This window comes from Oceanobacillus alkalisoli (assembly GCF_022213125.1).
GTDB classification, from domain to species: domain Bacteria; phylum Bacillota; class Bacilli; order Bacillales; family Amphibacillaceae; genus Oceanobacillus; species Oceanobacillus alkalisoli.
The window spans coordinates 139,400-159,201 of the sequence record NZ_JAKNRA010000004.1 but is presented as its reverse complement, the minus strand read 5'-3'; the positions used below and the strand labels follow the sequence as shown (position 1 = coordinate 159,201).

The following is a 19,802-nucleotide window of genomic DNA, read 5'->3' as shown; positions in this document are numbered from 1 at the left end:
GCCTTTGTTCTGTCGATTTACTATTTCTGTCTATGTTCTTCCACGAACTTGGCGGAAGGGTTAACGAATAAGGTTTTTTGGTTGTCGTATATGACATAGCCTGGTTTCGCTCCGTTTGGTTTTTTTACATGGCGAATTAGCGTGTAATCTACCGGAACTGAAGAAGAATGTTGGGATTTACTGAAATAAGCAGCAAGTTTTGCCGCTTCACGTAACGTTTCTTCACTCGGCTCCGTACTTCGAATAACAACATGTGACCCAGGTATATCTTTTGTATGCAGCCAAATTTCATCTCGGCGTGCGAGCTTCATTGTTAAATACTCATTTTGTTTATTATTCTTGCCAACAAGAATCGCTGTTCCGTCCGAAGCGATAAATGTTTCTGGTACAGGTTTTTGCACCTTGTTCTTCCGACCTTTTGTCCGTTGTTTTCTTAAATAACCTTCATCTCTAAGTTCTTCGCGGATTTCATCAATATCATCTTCGCTTGCTACTTCAATTTGCTGGAGAAGGCGATCAAAATAATCGATTTCTTCTTCTGTTTTTTTAATCTCTATTTGAACGATTTTCCTCGAGTTTTTCAACTTTTGATAAGTCTTGAAAAAGCGCTGGGCATTTTCACTCGGTGAAATTTGCGGGTTTAATTCGATTTCCACTTTATTCTGTTCCGGGTCATAATAATCGGTCGCTGTAACAACTGTGTCACCAGGCTTTACCAGGTGGAGATGAGCGGTTAATAACTCTCCGTATTTTTGATAGCGATCAGCTTTTTCAGCCTTTTTCAATGTCTGGTAATGCTTTTTCAATTTCCGTTCGTTTTTGTTTATTTCATTTCGGATAAATCGGGAAAGATCTTTTGCTTGCTGTTTGACTCTATCTCTTTCAGCTTTTCCGGAGTAGAAACTGTCCAGCATGTCACTCACCGTAACAAATTCCTGTCTTTCTAATTTCTCTGCTGTAATTTCTATGACGTGGTAATCTTCGCGCCCGTTAGTGTAAATTGTTGGTTTAAAGTTTTTTTGAACAACGTCGTGATTGACTTCCTCAAATTTCTCTTGATAAATAGCCATATCACCAAGCTTAGCCCTTCTTACTATTTCTTTCGTGATGAAAGGGGAGTAGCCTGTAAGATTTTGGACAAGCTGCCCGTCTATTTTACCAGCATTAAAATCAATCCGTTTTATTAAGTCCTCTCCAGCAATTTCCAATGGATTCAGCTTATCTTGCTCCGGTGGTTTCAAATAGTCATGTCCTGGCAGAATAGTCCGATGGCGGTTCTGTGCCATGGAAATGTGTTTCATACTGTCAATGATTTTCCCAGTTTCTTCATTAACGAGAATGACATTACTATGTCTTCCCATCAACTCGATGATCAGCTGCTTTTCACTTTGGTCTCCGATTTCATTTCTTGTTGAAAAAGAAAAGGTTATGACCCGCTCCAAGCGATCTTGTTCAATCGAATTGATCGTTGCCCCTCCAAGATGCTTTCTGAGTACCATACAAAACATTGGCGGTTCTTTCGGATTAACGAGACTATTCTTTGTTAGATGGATTCGCGTATATGTTGGATGTATCGAAAAGAGTAAGTTTTGGTTTACTCCTTGACTGCGAATCGTAAAAATAAGTTCTTGAGCAGTAGGCTGATAAATTTTTGAAATTTTACCTGGAAGCAGAGCGTCTTGTAATTCATTTGTCACCGCTCGTGTAACGATACCGTCAAATGGCATATAATCACCTCTTCTAAGTATTATAGCATTAATTACACGAGTACGGCATATAGATGGGGTAGTAGTGGATTAGTAAAGGCTTGGAGGAATGCAGATGAAATGGTATCAATTAGATATAAAAGAAGTGGAGGAACAACTGCAAGTCACCATTCCAGAAGGATTGACCGAAGAAAAAGTACAAGCACGGAAAAAAAAGTTTGGAGCAAATGAACTGGAAGCACAGAAAAAACAATCCCGGTGGCTATTATTCTTGAAACAATTTCAAGATTTTATGGTTCTTGTGTTATTAGGTGCCACTTTAATTGCCGGTCTTCTCGGTGAATATGTCGATGCGATCGCGATTATGGTCATCGTACTTGTAAATGGGGGCATCGGCTATTTCCAAGAACAAAAGGCAGAAGATTCGCTTGAGAAAATGAAGCAATTATCTGCACCTATAAGCAATGTGAAAAGAAATGGGAAATGGGAAAAAGTAAATTCCCGTGAACTAGTCGCAGGGGATGTAATAAAAATAAAAAGCGGTGACCGTATCCCGGCTGATATCCGTATTGTTGAAGCGAACAGCCTAGAGATCGAGGAATCCGCCTTGACCGGTGAATCCTTACCCGTTGCAAAAATTGGACAAGCGATGACACAGACCGATTTAGGTCCTCAGGATCAGCTGAACATGGGGTTCATGGGAACATTAGTAACAAGGGGACAAGGTACCGGTATTGTCACAAGAATAGGGATGCAGACAGAAATGGGGAAAATTGCATCCTTAATGATGACAACGAAAAAGCTGATGACGCCGCTCGAACGCAAATTAGCGGAACTTGGTAAAGTTTTGATTGTTGTCGCTTTACTTCTTACTGCATTAGTTGTTGTTCTGGGAATTTTACAGGGCAGACCACTTTATCATATGGTCCTTGCGGGTGTTTCTTTAGCGGTGGCAGCCATTCCAGAAGGCTTACCGGCAATTGTAACAGTTGCTCTATCCCTCGGTGTACAAAGAATGATTAGACGGAAGGCGATTGTCCGGAAGCTTTCTTCCGTTGAAACATTAGGCTCCGCTTCCGTAATCTGTTCCGATAAAACGGGCACGATGACGGAGAACCAGATGACTGTTAAAAGACTCTATCTGAACGGGGAATTCCTTCATTTAACAGGAGAAGGTTACCAGATTAATGGAGACATTTTGAATGGAAACGAAATCGTCGATGGAGGCCATCCGAACTTGAATGTGATGCTCCGATATGGCATGCTTTGCAATCAGGCAAATTTAAAGTTACAAGATAGGCAGTATACAATCGATGGCGATCCCGTTGATGGGGCTTTGCTTGTTGCAGCGCGGAAGTTCGGATTAAGTGAAGAACTGAAAACGGAATATCGGTTAATAAAGGAATTTCCTTTTGATTCGGAAAGGAAGCGGATGAGCGTCGTTGTGGAAGATGAAAACAGCAGACGTTTCCTCATCGTAAAGGGAGCGCCTGATGTATTATTGCCAAGGTCATCGTTCCATTTGACGAAAGACGGCAGGAAAGTTCTTGATTTTGCAGGGAAAGATAAATTTAATCAAGCAATCAACCTTATGGCAAATGATGCTTTACGAATTATCGGAATCGGTATGCGGCCATTACGGAAAGATGAACTGCTTGATGACGCTGCGTTTCTGGAAACGGAGATTACGTTTATCGGATTATACGGTATGATTGATCCTCCACGCAAAGAAGTAAAACCAGCAATCCTTGCATGTAGACAAGCTGGGATTAAAACGGTGATGATTACGGGGGATCATGCAAATACTGCCACGGCGATAGCGAAGGAACTGGAATTACTCCCTGCATCAGGCCGGGTCGTTTCAGGGAGTGAGTTAAATCAAATGAACCAGCATGAATTGGAAAAACAAATTGAAGATATTTATGTATTTGCTAGAGTCACTCCAGAACATAAGTTAAGGATTGTAAAAGCTTTCCAGAGCCGAGGCCATGTTGTCGCAATGACAGGAGACGGCGTGAATGATGCCCCTTCCATCAAGGCTGCGGATATCGGCATTAGCATGGGGATAAGCGGGACGGATGTAACAAAAGAAGCTTCCTCCCTCGTTCTAATGGATGATAACTTTGCAACAATTAAAGCAGCGATTGATGAAGGAAGGAATATATATGAAAATATCCGGAAATTCATTCGTTATTTACTAGCTTCCAATGTTGGGGAAATCCTTGTTATGTTATTTGCTGTGATGCTGAAAATGCCATTACCCCTTGTTCCAGTGCAAATCCTTTGGGTTAATCTCGTAACGGATGGATTGCCTGCAATGGCACTTGGAATGGATACGTCAGAAGAAAATGTGATGAAACGAAAACCGCGAGATCCGCGGGAAGGGATTTTCGCAAGAGGACTCGGTTATAAAATTGTCAGTAGAGGAATTATGATCGGGCTCGTTTCTTTAATTGCTTTCTTGTTCGCTTATTATAATGATTCTGAGAACCTCACTTATGCTCGGACGATGACATTTACAACACTTGTTATGGCCCAGCTCATTCATGTATTTGAATGTCGAAGTGAGAAGTCCATTTTTGCTCGGAACCCTTTTGAAAATAAATATTTACTATTTGCTGTCCTGTCATCTGTCCTGCTATTGCTTGTTGTCATATATTGGCCACCACTTCAACCGATATTCCATACTACTGCACTCGGAATATTAGATTGGTTGATTGTGCTTGTGCTAAGTCTACTACCGACAGTACTATTCGCTTATACAAAGAAATAAAACAGGCCCGGTATTCCTTCTGCCTTGTGCAAGGGGATCCGGGTATGTTTTATTACGCAGAAAAGGGAAATCGTGGTAAGGTATACATAACTCAACTTTCTCGGCCTGAAATAGTTAGCTAGCCTTTGATATAATGAATAAAGCCGATAATGCATCATAGTTATAAACACGATTCCATTCATTCAGCGTAAGTATTTTGCATGTTCTCATGGTTCGCTCTCTAATCGTCGTTCAGTTGCCCGGTGGACGGATGCGCATCCTTGGGCACTGCTAGAGCTCCTCGGGCTTTCGTCCTGCGGGGTCTCCAGGCTCGTGCTGTTCCCGCAGGAGTCACCGTCCCCCGGGCAACTGAACTGGTTAGATGATTCTCTGAATAGAAATTGTTCCGTCACGATAAGGATTAAACTCCTGGAATATTAAACAGTAGTCTATATTCGGCCTTTCCTGGTAGCAGTCCAGACACCTCGAGATTCCTGCGGGAGGATAGGCTGGTGCGAGAGGTGTCTGGACTGCGGACCTCCAGAAGGGAGTTTCGGAGTTAGGCACACTTACGCTGAATGAAAGCGAGCACCAGTTTAGATTGGAGAACTTTTTTATTTAAGTAATCGAATGAATTTCATAATTAACAAAAACGGCTTCTTCGCCACATCATGTAGTTAAGAAAGATTCTACGCAACTACATGTTGTGGCGAAGGAGCGGTAAATCCTTATTATGAAATTCATTAAATCGTTTCTAAGTACATGCCTTAAAGGTTTCGGCTGCTTGATAAAGAAGATTTATTTTTGTGTTTTTAGGTGCGAAAGATGAGTACATAAGAATACTGTTCATGAAAAGGTAGTGATGAAAATGCTCTTGAGCATGACAGGTTATGGGAAACAAGTACTTGAACATACGGAACACAGAGTAACGGTGGAAATGCGTTCTGTTAATAACCGTTTCTTAGATATTACATTAAAAATGCCGCGCAGCTTTTACTATCTCGAAGAAAAATTCAAGAAAATAATTAAAAACTATTTTAAACGAGGTAAAATTGAAGTATATATATCAGTACAAGGTGAAGGATCGATTCATAAAAATGTACATGTGGACTGGGAATTATTGGGACAGTATGTTGAGCGCGTGGAAGAAATCAAGCAACATTATCCAATTAAAGGTGAACTGAATATCGAGCAGTTGGTGAATATAGAGGATATATTTATTGTTGAGGAAGAAGAGAAACAAGACGAAACATTAACAATTAATCTGTTACAAGCGATGGAACAATCATGCAAGAAGCTTTTGGAAATGAGACGAGCGGAAGGGGCTTTCCTTGAGAAGGATTTAAAAGAACGGTTACAGGTATTAGAAGAGACAATGAACCGCCTGCAACACATTCGTCCGAAAGTAATTGAAACCTACCGCGAAAGAATCAATAAAAGAATTACCGATCACCTTGCTGCGTACAGTACAATTGATGAGGCAAGGATTATGCAAGAGGTAGCCATATTAGCTGAAAAAGGCGATATTACCGAGGAGTTAACGAGACTGCATAGTCATATCAATCAAATGAAAAGCACGTTAAAAGAAGAAGGAAGTGTCGGCAGAAAACTGGACTTCATCTGTCAGGAAATGCACCGGGAAGCAAATACAATCGGATCAAAAGCAACAGCAGCGGAAATCAATGAGCTTGATGTCATCCTGAAAACCGAAATAGAGAAAATAAAAGAACAAATACAAAATATCGAGTAGTTAAAGATTTGATTGGATATAAATATAAATATCTGTTAGATTAAAGTATAATAGATATATTAGGTATTGTTCAAAAATATCTTTTTGAATGCATACTATTAGACGGTTTTAGCTGATAAGGGGGAACGTAAGTGAATCTGACGTTAATAAATATTGGATTTGGTAATGTTGTTTCAGCTAATCGAATTATTTCTATTGTATCTCCGGAATCAGCTCCTATTAAACGGATTATTTCGGTTGCAAGAGATAACAATAAGTTAGTTGATGCTACATACGGCAGAAGAACGAGAGCAGTTATTATTACGGATAGCGATCATGTCGTTTTATCTGCAGTCCAACCGGAAACGGTCGGGCAACGAGTCATGAACCATGAAGAAGTGACGGAGGAATCTTAAAGTGAAACTTCATTCAGCGGGGATTTCCTTACCATCCTAACTGAATGTTAGTTGAACAGAATCGGATTTACGGACTGTTTATCCCCTGTCTTCACATTTTGAGCTTTCCTCGTGTATAGAGGTGGGATTTACAGACCGTCAATGCGTAATAAATCATTAAAACAATAGATGATTTCTTTATAGAGTAAGTTTGTATTAGGAGGAAGAGAAATTGAAGGATGAGTCAGGTATTTTATTTATCCTTTCAGGACCATCTGGTGTTGGTAAAGGAACCGTTCGAAAAAGACTTTTTGAAGAACAGACGGATTTACAATACTCCATTTCCATGACGACGCGCAATATGCGACCGGGCGAAGTGGAAGGCGTGGATTATTTTTATCGTTCGAAGGAAAAATTCGAACAAATGATTACGAATAGCGAACTTTTAGAGTACGCGAAATATGTCAATAACTATTACGGGACACCAAGGGCTTTTGTTGAAGAAACATTAGCAAAAGGAAAAGACGTATTTCTCGAGATTGAAGTTCAAGGAGCTTTACAGGTGAAAAATAACTTCCCGCAAGGAGTCTTTATTTTTCTCTTCCCTCCTAGTCTTGATGAATTAAAAAATCGCATCGTAAGCCGTGGAACAGAAACGGAAGAACTTGTCATCAACCGGTTAAAAGAAGCCCGTAACGAAATTGAAATGATGCATGCTTATGATTATGTTGTTGTAAATGATGACGTCGATCAGGCTGTTGACCGGGTAAAAGCGATTATCAAAGCGGAGCATCTGAAAAGAGAACGAGTGGAAAAACTATATAGAAAAATACTGGAGGTAGATTGACATGATGCTAGAACCATCCATTGACCAGTTACAGGAAAAAATTTATTCAAAGTATGAATTAGTCACACTATCTGCAAGGCGAGCAAGACAGCTGGCGGAAGATGAAAAATCAATGATTGAAGAGCCAACTTCCCACACCTTTGTTGGGGTTGCACTAGAAGAGATTGCGGATGGAAAATTGTATATTGCAGAAGAAGAATAAACACCTCGCTTTATAGCGGGGTTTTTTCTTTCTGAATTGTACGTCCTAAGCGCACGCTTCCGCTTTTGTTGTTGTCTAGCTGCAGCGTGCAGGGACTAGCAAACTTCATATTCCTCCAATCGATAAGTCAACATCGATTCGTCCCTCACCGTGTTTCCTTTATCTCATTACGGAGTATTCCAGTTTGTACGTCCCTAAGCGCACGCTTCCGCTTTTGTTGTTAAATATGTTAAACTTAAGGGAGTTGAGAAGGGGGTTTTTGATTGTGGTTAGAGGAAAGAATATTTTGTTGGGAATTTCAGGTGGGATTGCTGTTTACAAGGCTTGTGCGCTGACGAGTAAGCTGACACAAAAAGGTGCAAATGTAAAAGTTTTGATGACGGAAAATGCAACGAAATTTGTTTCGCCGCTCACCTTCCAAGCCTTATCCAGAAACCCTGTATATATCGATACATTTGATGAAAAGGATCCAGCAAAAATAGCTCATATTGATCTGGCTGACTGGGCAGAGATTGCGATAATTGCTCCAGCAACAGCGAATATTATTGGAAAAATGGCGAATGGGCTTGCAGATGACATGCTGTCTACTACACTCCTTGCGACACGGGCGGAAGTGTATATTGCTCCTGCTATGAATGTGCATATGTATGCAAATCCTGCCGTAATTGAAAATATGCGGCAATTGGATGAATGGGGATACCATTTCATCGAACCGGGTGCCGGGTATTTGGCATGTGGTTATGTTGGCAAAGGCAGACTCGAAGAACCAGAAACAATTATTGAAGTAGTCGAGAATCATCAACAAAAGGACGAGCCATTAAAAGGAAAACGCGTTTTAATTTCTGCTGGACCAACGCGTGAAGTTATTGACCCCGTTCGTTTTTTATCCAACCGTTCGTCAGGGAAAATGGGCTTTGCTTTAGCTGAAGCTGCAGCGGCACTTGGTGCGGAAGTGACTGTAGTAGCCGGACCTACAGATAATCAGATGGCAAATCCAATGATTAAGCGAATAGATGTCGTTTCTGCAGAAGAGATGTATCAAGCGATTCTTCGATATTTCCCGGAAAGTGATATCGTGATAAAAGCAGCAGCCGTATCAGATTACCGCCCAAAACAAACATTTAAGGAAAAAATGAAAAAGTCAGGAGAAGATCTCGTTATTGAAATGGAGCGAACGAAAGACATACTCCAGTCTCTAGGTGAAGAGAAACACCATCAGTTTCTTGTTGGTTTTGCAGCAGAAACAGAAAATCTGCTTGAATACGGAAAAGGTAAATTAGAACAGAAAAACCTTGATGCCATTGTCATAAACAATGTTTCTTCTGAAGGAGCGGGTTTTGCAGGAGATACGAACATCGTTACCTATTTAAATCGAGCACTAGAAGAAGAAAGTTTGCCGTTAGCATCCAAAAAAGCAATCGCAGAAAATTTATGGAAGCTTATTATTCGTGATATGAAGGATGAGTTATAGTGAATGTAGCAAAAGTAATCGTCGATGTGCCTTCTGCGGCCATCGACCAAACCTTTGATTATGAAATACCAGACCGCTACACGCAGGTACTGACACCAGGTATGCGTGTTATTGTTCCATTTGGTCCGAGAAAGATTATGGGCTTTGTTGTAGAAATCACCGATACTTCATCCTTTACGAAACTAAAACCAATTGAGGAAGTGTTAGACGTAGTTCCCGTTCTAACAAAGGAATTGCTTGATCTGGGTAAATGGCTGGCTCACCATACATTATCTCTTTCCATCGTTGCGCTGCAAGTCATGCTGCCTCAAGTGCTGAAGTCGAAATATAAGAAAGAAATTAGCCGCCTAAGTGAAGAAACACTATCAGAAGAACTGGAAGATTTATTCCAAGGTCGGGGTGTCATTCCATTTGAAGAGTTTGAAGCTTCTGCGTTAAGCTATCAAATCTTGAAAAAAGCAATAGAGGCTGGAGAAGTTCAAATTGATTATATCGTCCAGTCGAAAATCACAAAGAAGTTTGAAACAATGGTGTTCCCAAAAAAAGAAATTCATTTATTGGAAGAAGATTTACATGATTTACCCAAATCAGCAAAGAAACAACGTGCGATTATTGAATTTTTCATCGAGAACCCGCAGGAGATAAAACAAAAATCATTACTGCAAACGATTGGAACGACGACAAATACGGTAAAAGCATTAGTGGAGAAAGGACTTCTCGATACATACCGAAAAGAAACATACCGGAATCCATATAATGACGATGCAATCGAACGGACAGTGCCGCTTCCGCTAAAAGCGGAACAACAGCAATCGATCGAACCGATTCTAGCGAGTATTGAAAATAATGAACATGAAGTGATTCTCGTCCATGGTGTAACCGGCAGCGGGAAAACGGAAATCTACTTGCAGGCGATTCAAGAAGTGATCAAAAAAGGGAAAGAAGCGATTGTACTCGTCCCTGAGATTTCCCTGACCCCCCAGATGGTAAAGCGATTCAAAGGAAGATTCGGCAGGAATGTAGCTGTCATGCATAGTGCATTGTCAGCAGGTGAAAAGTTTGATGAGTGGCGGAAAATCCAACGTAAAGAAGTGCAGGTCGTTGTCGGAGCCCGTTCCGCTATTTTTTCCCCATTTGAAAACCTCGGGATTATCATTATTGATGAAGAACATGAGACTAGCTATAAGCAAGAAGATCAGCCCCGCTATCATGCAAGAGACGTTGCGATCAAAAGAGGGATGGATCAAAACTTTCCAGTTGTTCTAGGGAGCGCTACTCCAACCCTTGAATCTTATGCTAGAGCTGCAAAAGGAGTATATAAATTAGCAACGCTCACAAAAAGGACGAACGATAAGCCGCTTCCTGAAGTGCTTACCGTCGACATGCGGAGTGAACTCCACGCAGGAAATCGGACGATGTTTTCCCGCTTGCTCATGGAAAAAATAAGAGACTGTATCGCAAAAGGTGAACAAATCGTCTTGCTTTTAAACAGAAGAGGATACTCGACCTTTATTATGTGCCGCGATTGTGGCCATGTAAAAGAATGTCCGCACTGTGATATCGCCTTAACTTATCATAAGAATAGTCATCTACTGAAATGCCATTACTGCTCCTATGAAGAACCGGTGCCAAACAATTGCCCGGAGTGTTCCAGTGACTTAATCCGCTATTTCGGCACTGGAACACAGCGAGTGGAAGAATCACTGACCCAATTAATCCCTGAAGCCCGGGTGATCCGGATGGATGTAGATACGACAAGAAGAAAAGGCGCCCATGAAAAGCTGCTTCGCGAGTTCAGTGAACATAAAGCAGATATACTTTTAGGCACGCAAATGATCGCAAAAGGACTTGATTTTGAAAATGTCACATTGGTTGGCGTACTCACAGCCGACTCTATGCTGCACTTGCCTGATTTTCGTTCATCTGAAAAGACGTTTCAGCTGCTTACCCAGGTGAGCGGACGTGCAGGAAGACATGAGCTGCCTGGAGAAGTAATCGTCCAGACTTACACACCGGACCATTACAGTATTGAACTTGCAAGTGAGTATAACTTTGAAGATTTTTATAAAAAAGAAATGACGATACGAAGAGCATTCCGTTACCCGCCTTACTATTATTTGGTGCTAATCACCATTACCCACGAGAACCATGTACAAGTTGTACAGGCTACACAGCAGTTTGTCCAAGAGTTGGTGATGAAAGTAGGCCCGGAAACAATCATCCTTGGTCCTACACCTTCGCCAATCCCGCGTATTAAGGATAGATATCGTTACCAATGCATGGTAAAATACAAGCACGAACCAGAGTTACGCACCTTTATTCAAGAAATTACGAACAAGTTTAAGGAACAGATTCAAAAACATGACTTACAAATTATTGTAGATATGCAACCTTATCAGATGATGTAATTTAATCCAATCATCGTCAAGAATAGAAAGTAGGTATAACCGATGAAAAAAATCGTATTTATGGGTACACCGGATTTTTCGGTACCAATTCTCCAAGCGCTAGCCAGGGAGGCGTACGAGATTGTTTTAGTCGTAACTCAGCCAGATAGACCTAAGGGGAGAAAACGGGTTATTACCCCATCTCCAGTTAAACAAGCTGCAGAAGAGTTAGGACTGCCGGTGTTCCAGCCTGAACGGTTGAGAAATGATTACCAAAAAATTATTGATGTAAACCCGGATATAATAGTAACAGCCGCTTACGGCCAATTACTGCCGAATGAACTGCTCGAAGCCCCGCCATTTGGCTGTATTAACGTTCATGCTTCTTTACTTCCAGATCTGCGTGGCGGTGCACCGATTCATCATGCTATTGTTCAGGGCAAAAAAGAAACTGGGATTACGATTATGTACATGGTTGAGAAACTTGATGCAGGAGATATACTGACACAAGTTACAGTACCAATTGCTGCAGACGACCATGTCGGCATCCTGCATGATAAATTATCAGAAGCTGGAGCGAGATTATTAATCGAAACTTTACCAGAACTGTTTAACAAACAGCTGACACCAATCACTCAAGAAGAAGGGCAAGCGACATTCGCTGCAAATATTAAACGGGAAGATGAATGGATTGATTGGAATAAGAGTAGTGCAGAAATTTACAATCAAATCCGTGGCTTACATCCATGGCCAGTTGCTTATACGACTTATCTTGGGAAAACGATGAAGATATGGTGGGGAGAAACCGATGACAAAACGTATGATGGTGAGCCAGGAGTAATTGTAGCCAAAAACGATCAAGCTGATTTCGTTGTCGTTTGCGGAGATAAAAAAGGAATTCGCGTTACAGAAATTCAGCCAGCAGGAAAAACGAGAATGCATGTGAAAGATTTCCTTCAAGGGTCAGTTGACCGGATTCAAGTCGGTGTACGTTTAGGAGAATGAGATGAAGACAGCCAAACTAAGAAACTTAATACTGGAATTATTAGTACGGATTGAAAAGGATCATGGTTTCAGTCATTTATTAATTAATCAAGAAATAAAGAAAAAAGAATTGAACCCGAAAGATGAAGCTCTTTTGACACAGATTATCTACGGAACATTAGAAAGGAAAATGACGCTCGATTATTACCTTTTCAAGTATGTTGACCCGAATAAAAAAATAGATGACTGGGTAAGAATGCTATTACGGATGTCTGTTTATCAAATGGTTTATTTGGACAAGATTCCGGACCACGCCGTCATTCATGAAGCAGTTGAAATTGCGAAGAAAAAAGGGCATCGCGGCATTCAAGGTTTTATTAATGGGGTCTTGCGAAATATCCAGCGAAATGGTGTACGTGAAATAAGTGAGATAAAAGATCCAGTAAAAAGACTTTCCATTGAGACGAGTCACCCAGAATGGCTCGTGAACCGCTGGATTCAACAATACGGTTTTCAAACAACAGAAGCGATCTGCCAAGCAAATTTAAAACAGAAGCCAATGTCTGTACGTATTCAACCATTAAAAATATCCCGCGAAGAAGCAATGGAAGAACTGAGACAAGAAGGGTTTACTGTAAAACCATCCCTGTTTTCGAATCAAGGAATTTTAATTCAAAAAGGGAATGTACTCTCGAGTAAATTATTTGAACAAGGGAAGCTGACGATTCAAGATGAAAGTTCCATGTTAGTTGCTGAGGTGTTAAAACCTGAACCTGGAATGGATGTCCTTGATTCATGCAGTGCTCCGGGCGGAAAAGCAACACATATTGCTGAGAAAATGCTTGATGAAGGAGTCGTTTATGCTCATGACCTGCATCAGAAGAAAGTGAAGCTCATTGAAGACAAACAGAAAACGTTGGATCTATCTATCATTCAAGCAACAGCCCACGACGCCCGTAAATTAAAGGAGAAATATGCCGAAGCAAGTTTTGACCGGATTCTTGTCGATGCCCCTTGTTCAGGGCTAGGCGTAATCAACAGCAAACCGGAAATTAAATATGAAAAGTCGGAACGGGATATTGAAAGGCTGCACACAATTCAACTTGATATCCTCAATCATGTTGCTGATTTACTAAAGAATGACGGTTTATTCGTTTATAGTACATGTACGATAGAAAAAACGGAAAATGAACAGGTGATCAAAAGTTTTCTTAAAGAAAATCCTGACTTTACCGTCGATGCTGATTTCTTTAAGGAGCTACCGGAAGAATTACAGTCTTCTATCGGTGTCACCGAATATGGTCTTCAACTTTTCCCGCAAAGTTTCGGTACTGACGGTTTCTTTCTAACCCGTTTAAGGAAAGGAACTTGAAACAATTTTAAAATTTATCCCGGTGTAATCGTCCGTAAAACTCCCACCTAAACTTTAGGGTCTTCGAGAAAGTTTAGGTGGGAGGTAACGCCCGATTCTGTTCAACTAACACTCCGTGGGGAAAAAAGCCCCTAACTGAGTGAAGTTTCACTTTATCAAAGAAGCTTAGATTAAGGGGGGGTCAACATGGAAGCATACTTTCTAACTGATGTCGGCAAGGTCAGGAATCAGAATGAAGATTCAGGTGGCATTTTTTATAACCAAGCAAAACAAGTGCTCGCAATTGTCGCTGATGGAATGGGAGGACATTCTGGAGGGGAGGTAGCGAGCGAACTTGCAACAAATCTGCTTCAACAGAAATGGGAAAAGGAAAGAGGCTTCGAACAAGCAACCGAGCTCGAAAAATGGATAAACGAAGCAATTCAAGAGGCAAATACTATCATTTTTAAAAAAGCAAAAGAACAGGAAGAGCTGGAAGGCATGGGTACTACTGTTGTTCTTGCTGCCTGCACAGATGAATTCATTACAGTTGCTCATATCGGCGACAGTCGCGGTTATTTATACAATAATGGTGCGCTGAAACAACTTACAGAGGATCATTCTTTAGTAAATGAATTGCTTCGCGCCGGACAAATTTCACCTGATGATGCAGCCTACCATCCAAGAAAAAACGTTTTAGTACGTGCACTTGGAACGGAAGTAATGACAGAATGTGAGATTCAAACAATTGTTTGGGAAGTGGAAGATAAACTGTTACTATGCTCCGATGGATTGACCAATAAATTAACAGATGCAGAACTGGAAAATTACCTGTCTAAACCAGCTGTTCTTAAGGAAACTGGTGAAGAATTAATTGGTCTTGCAAACGAGCGTGGTGGAGAGGACAATATCTCAATCGCACTTATACATCATGAACAGACAGTGAGAGCGGGTGAAATGGAATGAGACAAGGCCACCTATTAAATGAACGCTACAAAATCATTAAAAAGATTGGTAGCGGCGGTATGGCTGAAGTGTACCTCGCGCGTGATACGATTTTAGAGCGTGATGTGGCAATTAAAGCACTCCGTAGTGAATATATTAATGATACGGAATTTATAACCCGCTTTGACAGGGAAGCCCAAGCTGCAACAAGCCTAACTCATCCAAATATTGTAAATATCTTTGATGTTGGGGAAGAAGAAGACATTCTTTACATGGTCATGGAATATGTTGATGGTCTAACATTGAAAGAATACATACAACAGCAAGGTCCAATTGAGGTCAATGAAGCGGTAGATATTGTGAAGCAAATTAGCTCTGCCATTGCTCACGCTCATGATAATGATATCGTCCACCGTGATATTAAACCGCAAAATATTCTCATGAACAGTTTCGGGCAAGCAAAGGTTACTGATTTTGGAATTGCGATTGCGTTAAGTGCCACATCACTGACTCAAACGAATTCCATTCTTGGTTCGGTTCATTACTTGTCACCGGAACAGGCCAGAGGCGGAATGGCAACAAAGAAATCAGATATCTATTCAATCGGTATTCTATTTTACGAGTTATTAACCGGCCGATTACCTTTTTCCGGTCAATCACCCGTATCAATTGCATTGAAGCATTTACAAAGTAAAACACCATCTATTAGGCAATATAATCCACATATTCCGCAAAGTGTGGAAAATATTGTACTGAAAGCAACTGCAAAAGACCCGTTCCACCGTTACCAATCCATCTACGAGCTTGAAGATGCGATTAATCATGCGTTAGATCCGGATCGGCTGAATGAACCGCCTTACGAACCACCTGTAGAGGTCGGTGAAGAAACACGAGCGATACCGATCATAACCGATGATCAGTTTCATGGGTCTGAAAATGAGGAAACAATTATAAGTAAGCCAAATGGCACAACTAAAGCTTACCCTCCAGAAGCAGATGGAGAAGGAAAGAAAAAGAAAGACAAGAAACCGAAAGAAAAGAAGAAAAAAAGCAGAAAGAAGAAGTGGTTGCTCATCTTGAGTATTCTCTTCGTCTTGCTTGCCGCTACTGCCGTTGTGTTATTTTTTGTACCAGGAATTCTGTTACCAAAAGATGTTGAGCTTATTGACGTGGTCGGAGAAGAATATGAGGATGCAAAAGAACAGCTGGAGAATTTAAATCTGATTGTCGAGCAAAAACTTACATTCTCTGATGAAGTTGAAGAAGGTCATGTTGTTTCTATGGATCCGACTGCCGGACGTACGGTGAAAGAAGAATCAACTGTAACATTAACTGTAAGTGAAGGAAAAGAACGATTCCCGATGGAGGATTATGTTGGACAAGACCTTGATCAAGTGATACAGATTTTAGAGGGTGAAGGATTTGATCCAGAGAATATTTTAACCGTAGAAAAACATTCTGATCAACCATCCGGAGAAATAACAGACCAGCTTCAACCGTCACCAGATACAGAGGTTATCCCAAGTGAAACGCGTGTCATATTCGAAGTCAGTATTGGTCCAGAGTTAATCAGTTTAAATAATTTAACTGGTATGACAGAAGAAGAAGCAAAAGATTATTTAGATAGAAATAATCTTGTATTTCAAAAACGTGAAGAGGATTCGGATAATGTGGAGGAAGGCAAAGTAATACGGCAATCTCCTGAATCCGGCACGGAACTTGAGGAAGGAGCATCGGTTGATGTATATATATCCACCGGACCGCGTGAAATACCGCCGACTTCTCATCGGATTACTCTTACTGTTCCTTATACAGGGATAAATGAAGATGAGGAAACAGAGGAAGAGAACCCTGAAGAAGAGACACCTGAAGAACCGGTAGAACAGACCGTACGAATCTATATTGGAGATGTGAATAACAATGTTTCCGATGTTTATGAAGAGTTAACCATTACAGAAGATACTCCAGTAACCTTCACACTGCTCATTGCTTACAATGATGAGGCGGAATATATCATTACGAGAGACGATGAAATCGTAACGAACGATGTAGTATCTTACGAAGAGGGTGACTAAATGGCAAAAGGCAGAATTATTAAAGCGTTAAGTGGCTTCTATTATGTGAAGACAGAAGATGGAGCAATCTATCAGTGCCGCGGCAGAGGGGTCTTTCGTAATCAAAAGATCACCCCCCTTGTCGGAGACCTTGTTACATTCGAGTATGAAAATCCGAATGAAGGCTATATCATGGAAATTATGCCTCGTTCGAATGAACTCGTCCGGCCGCCAATTTCCAATATCACACAAGCTATTATTGTTACTTCCGCAAAAGCACCTGATTTCAATCAGACCTTACTGGATCGCTTTTTAGTACTTATCGAGTCGAGAAACATCCAGCCGGTTATTTTTATCACAAAGATGGATTTAGCTTCTGCCGAAGAAAAGGAAAAAATGGAAGTATATCGTAAGTTATATGAGGATATTGGTTATCGTACGGAGTTGTTATCGATGAAGGACGAACAAGGGTTTAACGTTCTGGAAGCTTATTTCAAGGATCACATTACGGTTATAGCTGGTCAGTCTGGTGTTGGAAAATCTTCGATACTTAATATGCTCGATGATTCTCTGGATTTAAAGACAGGCGAGATCTCTGAGAGCCTTGGGAGAGGGAGGCATACGACAAGACATGTTGAATTGCTTGAAATGTACCATGGGCTTGTTGCAGATACACCAGGATTTAGCTCCCTCGAATTTGAGACATTGGAAGCAAATGAACTGTCTCATTGTTTCCCTGAATTCCGCAAACTGTTGGGGGATTGTAAATTCAGGGGCTGCATGCATCTAAAAGAACCGAAATGTGCGGTAAAGGCAGCTGTTTCTTCAGGTGAAATAGCCGCTTTGCGTTACGAAAATTATGTACGATTCCTAGAAGAAATTACATTAAGAAAGCCGAGGTATTAATATGGTAAAAATTGCACCATCTATATTATCTGCTGATTTTGCAACGTTAGGTAATGAAATAAAGGAGGTAGAAACATATGGGGCTGACTATATTCACGTCGATGTGATGGACGGCCATTTCGTTCCTAATATTACAATTGGACCGTTGATTGTCGAAGCTATACGCCCCGTAACAAAACTCCCGCTTGACGTTCATTTGATGATTGAAAATCCGGATCAGTATATTCCTGAATTTGCAAAAGCTGGTGCGGATATTATTACGGTTCATCAGGAAGCTTGTGTTCATTTACACCGGACAATCCAACTGATTCGAGACAATGGAGTAAAGCCCGGGGTAGTGATCAACCCAGCGACACCTGCAGAGCTTCTGTTACCAATCTTGAAAGATATTGATATGGTACTTGTGATGACGGTAAATCCAGGTTTTGGCGGTCAGAAGTTTATTGAGGAAAGCGTGCAGAAGATTCGACAGCTTGATAATTGGCGGAAAGAAATAGGTCTTTCCTTTGAGATTGAAGTGGATGGCGGCGTCAATACGGATACCGCAAAGATTTGTACAGATGCTGGAGCAGATGTCCTCGTTGCTGGCAGTGCCATTTTCAGTCAGCCTGATAGAAAACAAGCAATTGAGGCAATTGTTGACGCAACAAGGAATGAGTAATCCATGAACCATCTTACAATCGGAATTGTAGGAAGTGGGCCGGAAAAAGCTTTACCCAATCTTACTACGTACAAGGATACGGTAGATTTGTGGATTGGAGCAGACCGGGGCGCTCTTCATATTATCGATTCCGGTTTAAAGCTCTTTGAAGCGGTAGGGGACTTTGATTCGGTTGCACCAGAAGAAATGAGACGCATCCAGTGTAAAGTAAATAACTTTAACAAACTTCCAAGTGAAAAAGATGAGACAGACCTGGAGCTAGCGTTGAACAAAGCTTTCGAGCTTCACCCGGAAACAATTCTTTTATTCGGAGTGACAGCTGGCAGAAAAGATCATGAACTAATAAACATTCAACTATTATATCGAATTCTTGAAAAAGGGATAAACGGAAAAATTATTGATAGACAAAATCAATTGGTCTTAACAAAGCCTGGGACACATACGATAAATAGAGATCCTGATTATCCGTACATTTCTTTTGTTCCATTTAGCGAGATTGTAGAAGGCATCACACTTAAAGGCTTTTATTATCCGCTGGAAAACGAAACAATCACCTGGGGATCAACCCTTTGCATCTCCAATGAACTATCTCGCGAAAGTGGGAATTTTTCGTACAGACGAGGCATATTATTATTAATAAAGAGTAGGGATTCTTAAGAGGCGTGAAGCTTGGCTTGTACGAAGGAGGGGGAACCAATTAAATTTTATACGATTAAGCTCCCAAGGTTTATTGGTGGATTTGTGAAAGTGGTCATGGGTGTATTTAAAAAAGATAAATAAAAAACACGGCTTTTGTCCATCACGTGACAGAAGCTGTGTTTTTTGCTTACTTTGATCAAGCATACCCTTCTTCTCCTTGAGGTCTGCGGAGCTGGGTAGAAAGCTTGGTTTACCATTTTAGAATTTGGACAAAATAAAAAAGCACTCTTGGATTAGAGTACTTTTTTGGTTGTACATGTATACCATTCATCATGGAATTCGAGCGACTATACGCGCTCTACTTTACCTGATTTCAAAGCACGTGCAGATACATATACACGTTTAGGTTTACCATCTACCATGATACGTACTTTTTGTACATTTGCTTTCCATTTACGTCTGTTGGAGTTCATAGCATGAGAACGTAGATTTCCGCTGCTCGTTTTACGTCCAGTTACAACACATTTTCTAGCCATGACATTCCCTCCTTACTATATCAAATGTCGAATTTCATACTTATACAATTTACCACAAGTTAACCAATAATGCAACGAAATATTTTTTGCTGCAAAGAAAAATCGCTTGACAGATAGAAAAAAATCCGCCATTGTAAGAAGAGAAAATAACGGCTCGTAAATCGCACATTCACTTTTAAAAAAGGATAGATTGTAGTAGAATAGCCTTATGCTTTATAAAATCAATATTAAGATAGG

The 19,802-nt window shown here is 40.8% G+C and carries 17 protein-coding genes; 15 read left to right on the top strand and 2 right to left on the bottom strand.

The features are described 5' to 3' along the window. Positions 1–20: 20 nt before the first annotated feature. On the bottom strand, positions 21–1,727 hold the full coding sequence (locus tag L3V42_RS08065) for an Rqc2 family fibronectin-binding protein (protein WP_238471733.1): 1,707 nt from the start codon (positions 1,725–1,727) through the stop codon (positions 21–23). A 94-nt stretch (positions 1,728–1,821) separates the two neighbouring features. Here L3V42_RS08065 and L3V42_RS08060 point away from each other — a divergent pair, with 94 nt between their 5' ends. From L3V42_RS08060 to spoVM, 15 genes are all read left to right on the top strand, one after another. After that, positions 1,822–4,479, top strand: coding sequence for a cation-translocating P-type ATPase (locus L3V42_RS08060; RefSeq protein ID WP_235761619.1), 2,658 nt, complete (start codon positions 1,822–1,824; stop codon positions 4,477–4,479). Between the two features lie 847 nt (positions 4,480–5,326). After that, positions 5,327–6,208: a YicC/YloC family endoribonuclease gene (locus L3V42_RS08055; protein ID WP_235761618.1), complete on the top strand. Its 882-nt coding sequence runs from the start codon at positions 5,327–5,329 to the stop codon at positions 6,206–6,208. Between the two features lie 131 nt (positions 6,209–6,339). Then, positions 6,340–6,603 (top strand): extracellular matrix/biofilm regulator RemA, encoded by a 264-nt coding sequence (gene remA / locus L3V42_RS08050; RefSeq protein ID WP_156855510.1) that lies wholly within the window; start codon positions 6,340–6,342, stop codon positions 6,601–6,603. A 211-nt stretch (positions 6,604–6,814) separates the two neighbouring features. After that, positions 6,815–7,429, top strand: a complete 615-nt coding sequence (gmk, locus tag L3V42_RS08045) for a guanylate kinase (RefSeq protein WP_235761617.1) — start codon at positions 6,815–6,817, stop codon at positions 7,427–7,429. A 1-nt stretch (position 7,430) separates the two neighbouring features. After that, positions 7,431–7,631 (top strand): DNA-directed RNA polymerase subunit omega, encoded by a 201-nt coding sequence (gene rpoZ, locus L3V42_RS08040; RefSeq protein WP_235761616.1) that lies wholly within the window; start codon positions 7,431–7,433, stop codon positions 7,629–7,631. 265 nt (positions 7,632–7,896) lie between these two features. Beyond that, positions 7,897–9,102 carry a bifunctional phosphopantothenoylcysteine decarboxylase/phosphopantothenate--cysteine ligase CoaBC gene (gene coaBC / locus L3V42_RS08035; protein WP_235761615.1) on the top strand — a complete coding sequence of 402 codons (1,206 nt, stop codon included), beginning with the start codon at positions 7,897–7,899 and terminating at the stop codon, positions 9,100–9,102. Then, positions 9,102–11,510, top strand: coding sequence for a primosomal protein N' (priA, locus tag L3V42_RS08030; protein ID WP_238471732.1), 2,409 nt, complete (start codon positions 9,102–9,104; stop codon positions 11,508–11,510). Before coaBC ends, priA begins: the two co-directional genes overlap by 1 nt. Before the next feature lie 42 nt (positions 11,511–11,552). Continuing rightward, on the top strand, positions 11,553–12,494 hold the full coding sequence (gene fmt, locus L3V42_RS08025) for a methionyl-tRNA formyltransferase (RefSeq protein WP_235761613.1): 942 nt from the start codon (positions 11,553–11,555) through the stop codon (positions 12,492–12,494). Position 12,495: 1 nt separating this feature from the next. Further along, the gene (rsmB, locus tag L3V42_RS08020) at positions 12,496–13,845 is read left to right on the top strand and encodes a 16S rRNA (cytosine(967)-C(5))-methyltransferase RsmB (protein ID WP_238471731.1); all 1,350 of its coding nucleotides are present in this window, start codon (positions 12,496–12,498) and stop codon (positions 13,843–13,845) included. A 186-nt stretch (positions 13,846–14,031) separates the two neighbouring features. Beyond that, positions 14,032–14,790: a Stp1/IreP family PP2C-type Ser/Thr phosphatase gene (locus L3V42_RS08015; RefSeq protein ID WP_235761611.1), complete on the top strand. Its 759-nt coding sequence runs from the start codon at positions 14,032–14,034 to the stop codon at positions 14,788–14,790. Further along, the gene (gene pknB, locus L3V42_RS08010) at positions 14,787–16,844 is read left to right on the top strand and encodes a Stk1 family PASTA domain-containing Ser/Thr kinase (RefSeq protein ID WP_235761610.1); all 2,058 of its coding nucleotides are present in this window, start codon (positions 14,787–14,789) and stop codon (positions 16,842–16,844) included. Before L3V42_RS08015 ends, pknB begins: the two co-directional genes overlap by 4 nt. Beyond that, positions 16,845–17,729 (top strand): ribosome small subunit-dependent GTPase A, encoded by an 885-nt coding sequence (gene rsgA, locus L3V42_RS08005; RefSeq protein ID WP_235761609.1) that lies wholly within the window; start codon positions 16,845–16,847, stop codon positions 17,727–17,729. A 1-nt stretch (position 17,730) separates the two neighbouring features. Next, on the top strand, positions 17,731–18,390 hold the full coding sequence (gene rpe, locus L3V42_RS08000) for a ribulose-phosphate 3-epimerase (RefSeq protein ID WP_235761608.1): 660 nt from the start codon (positions 17,731–17,733) through the stop codon (positions 18,388–18,390). Between the two features lie 3 nt (positions 18,391–18,393). Next, positions 18,394–19,047, top strand: coding sequence for a thiamine diphosphokinase (locus tag L3V42_RS07995; RefSeq protein WP_238471730.1), 654 nt, complete (start codon positions 18,394–18,396; stop codon positions 19,045–19,047). Positions 19,048–19,059: 12 nt separating this feature from the next. Continuing rightward, the gene (spoVM, locus tag L3V42_RS07990; protein ID WP_235761606.1) at positions 19,060–19,170 is read left to right on the top strand and encodes a stage V sporulation protein SpoVM; all 111 of its coding nucleotides are present in this window, start codon (positions 19,060–19,062) and stop codon (positions 19,168–19,170) included. Between the two features lie 206 nt (positions 19,171–19,376). Here spoVM and rpmB read toward each other — a convergent pair whose 3' ends face one another. Continuing rightward, positions 19,377–19,565: a 50S ribosomal protein L28 gene (gene rpmB / locus L3V42_RS07985; protein WP_156855498.1), complete on the bottom strand. Its 189-nt coding sequence runs from the start codon at positions 19,563–19,565 to the stop codon at positions 19,377–19,379. Between the last annotated feature and the right edge of the window lie 237 nt (positions 19,566–19,802).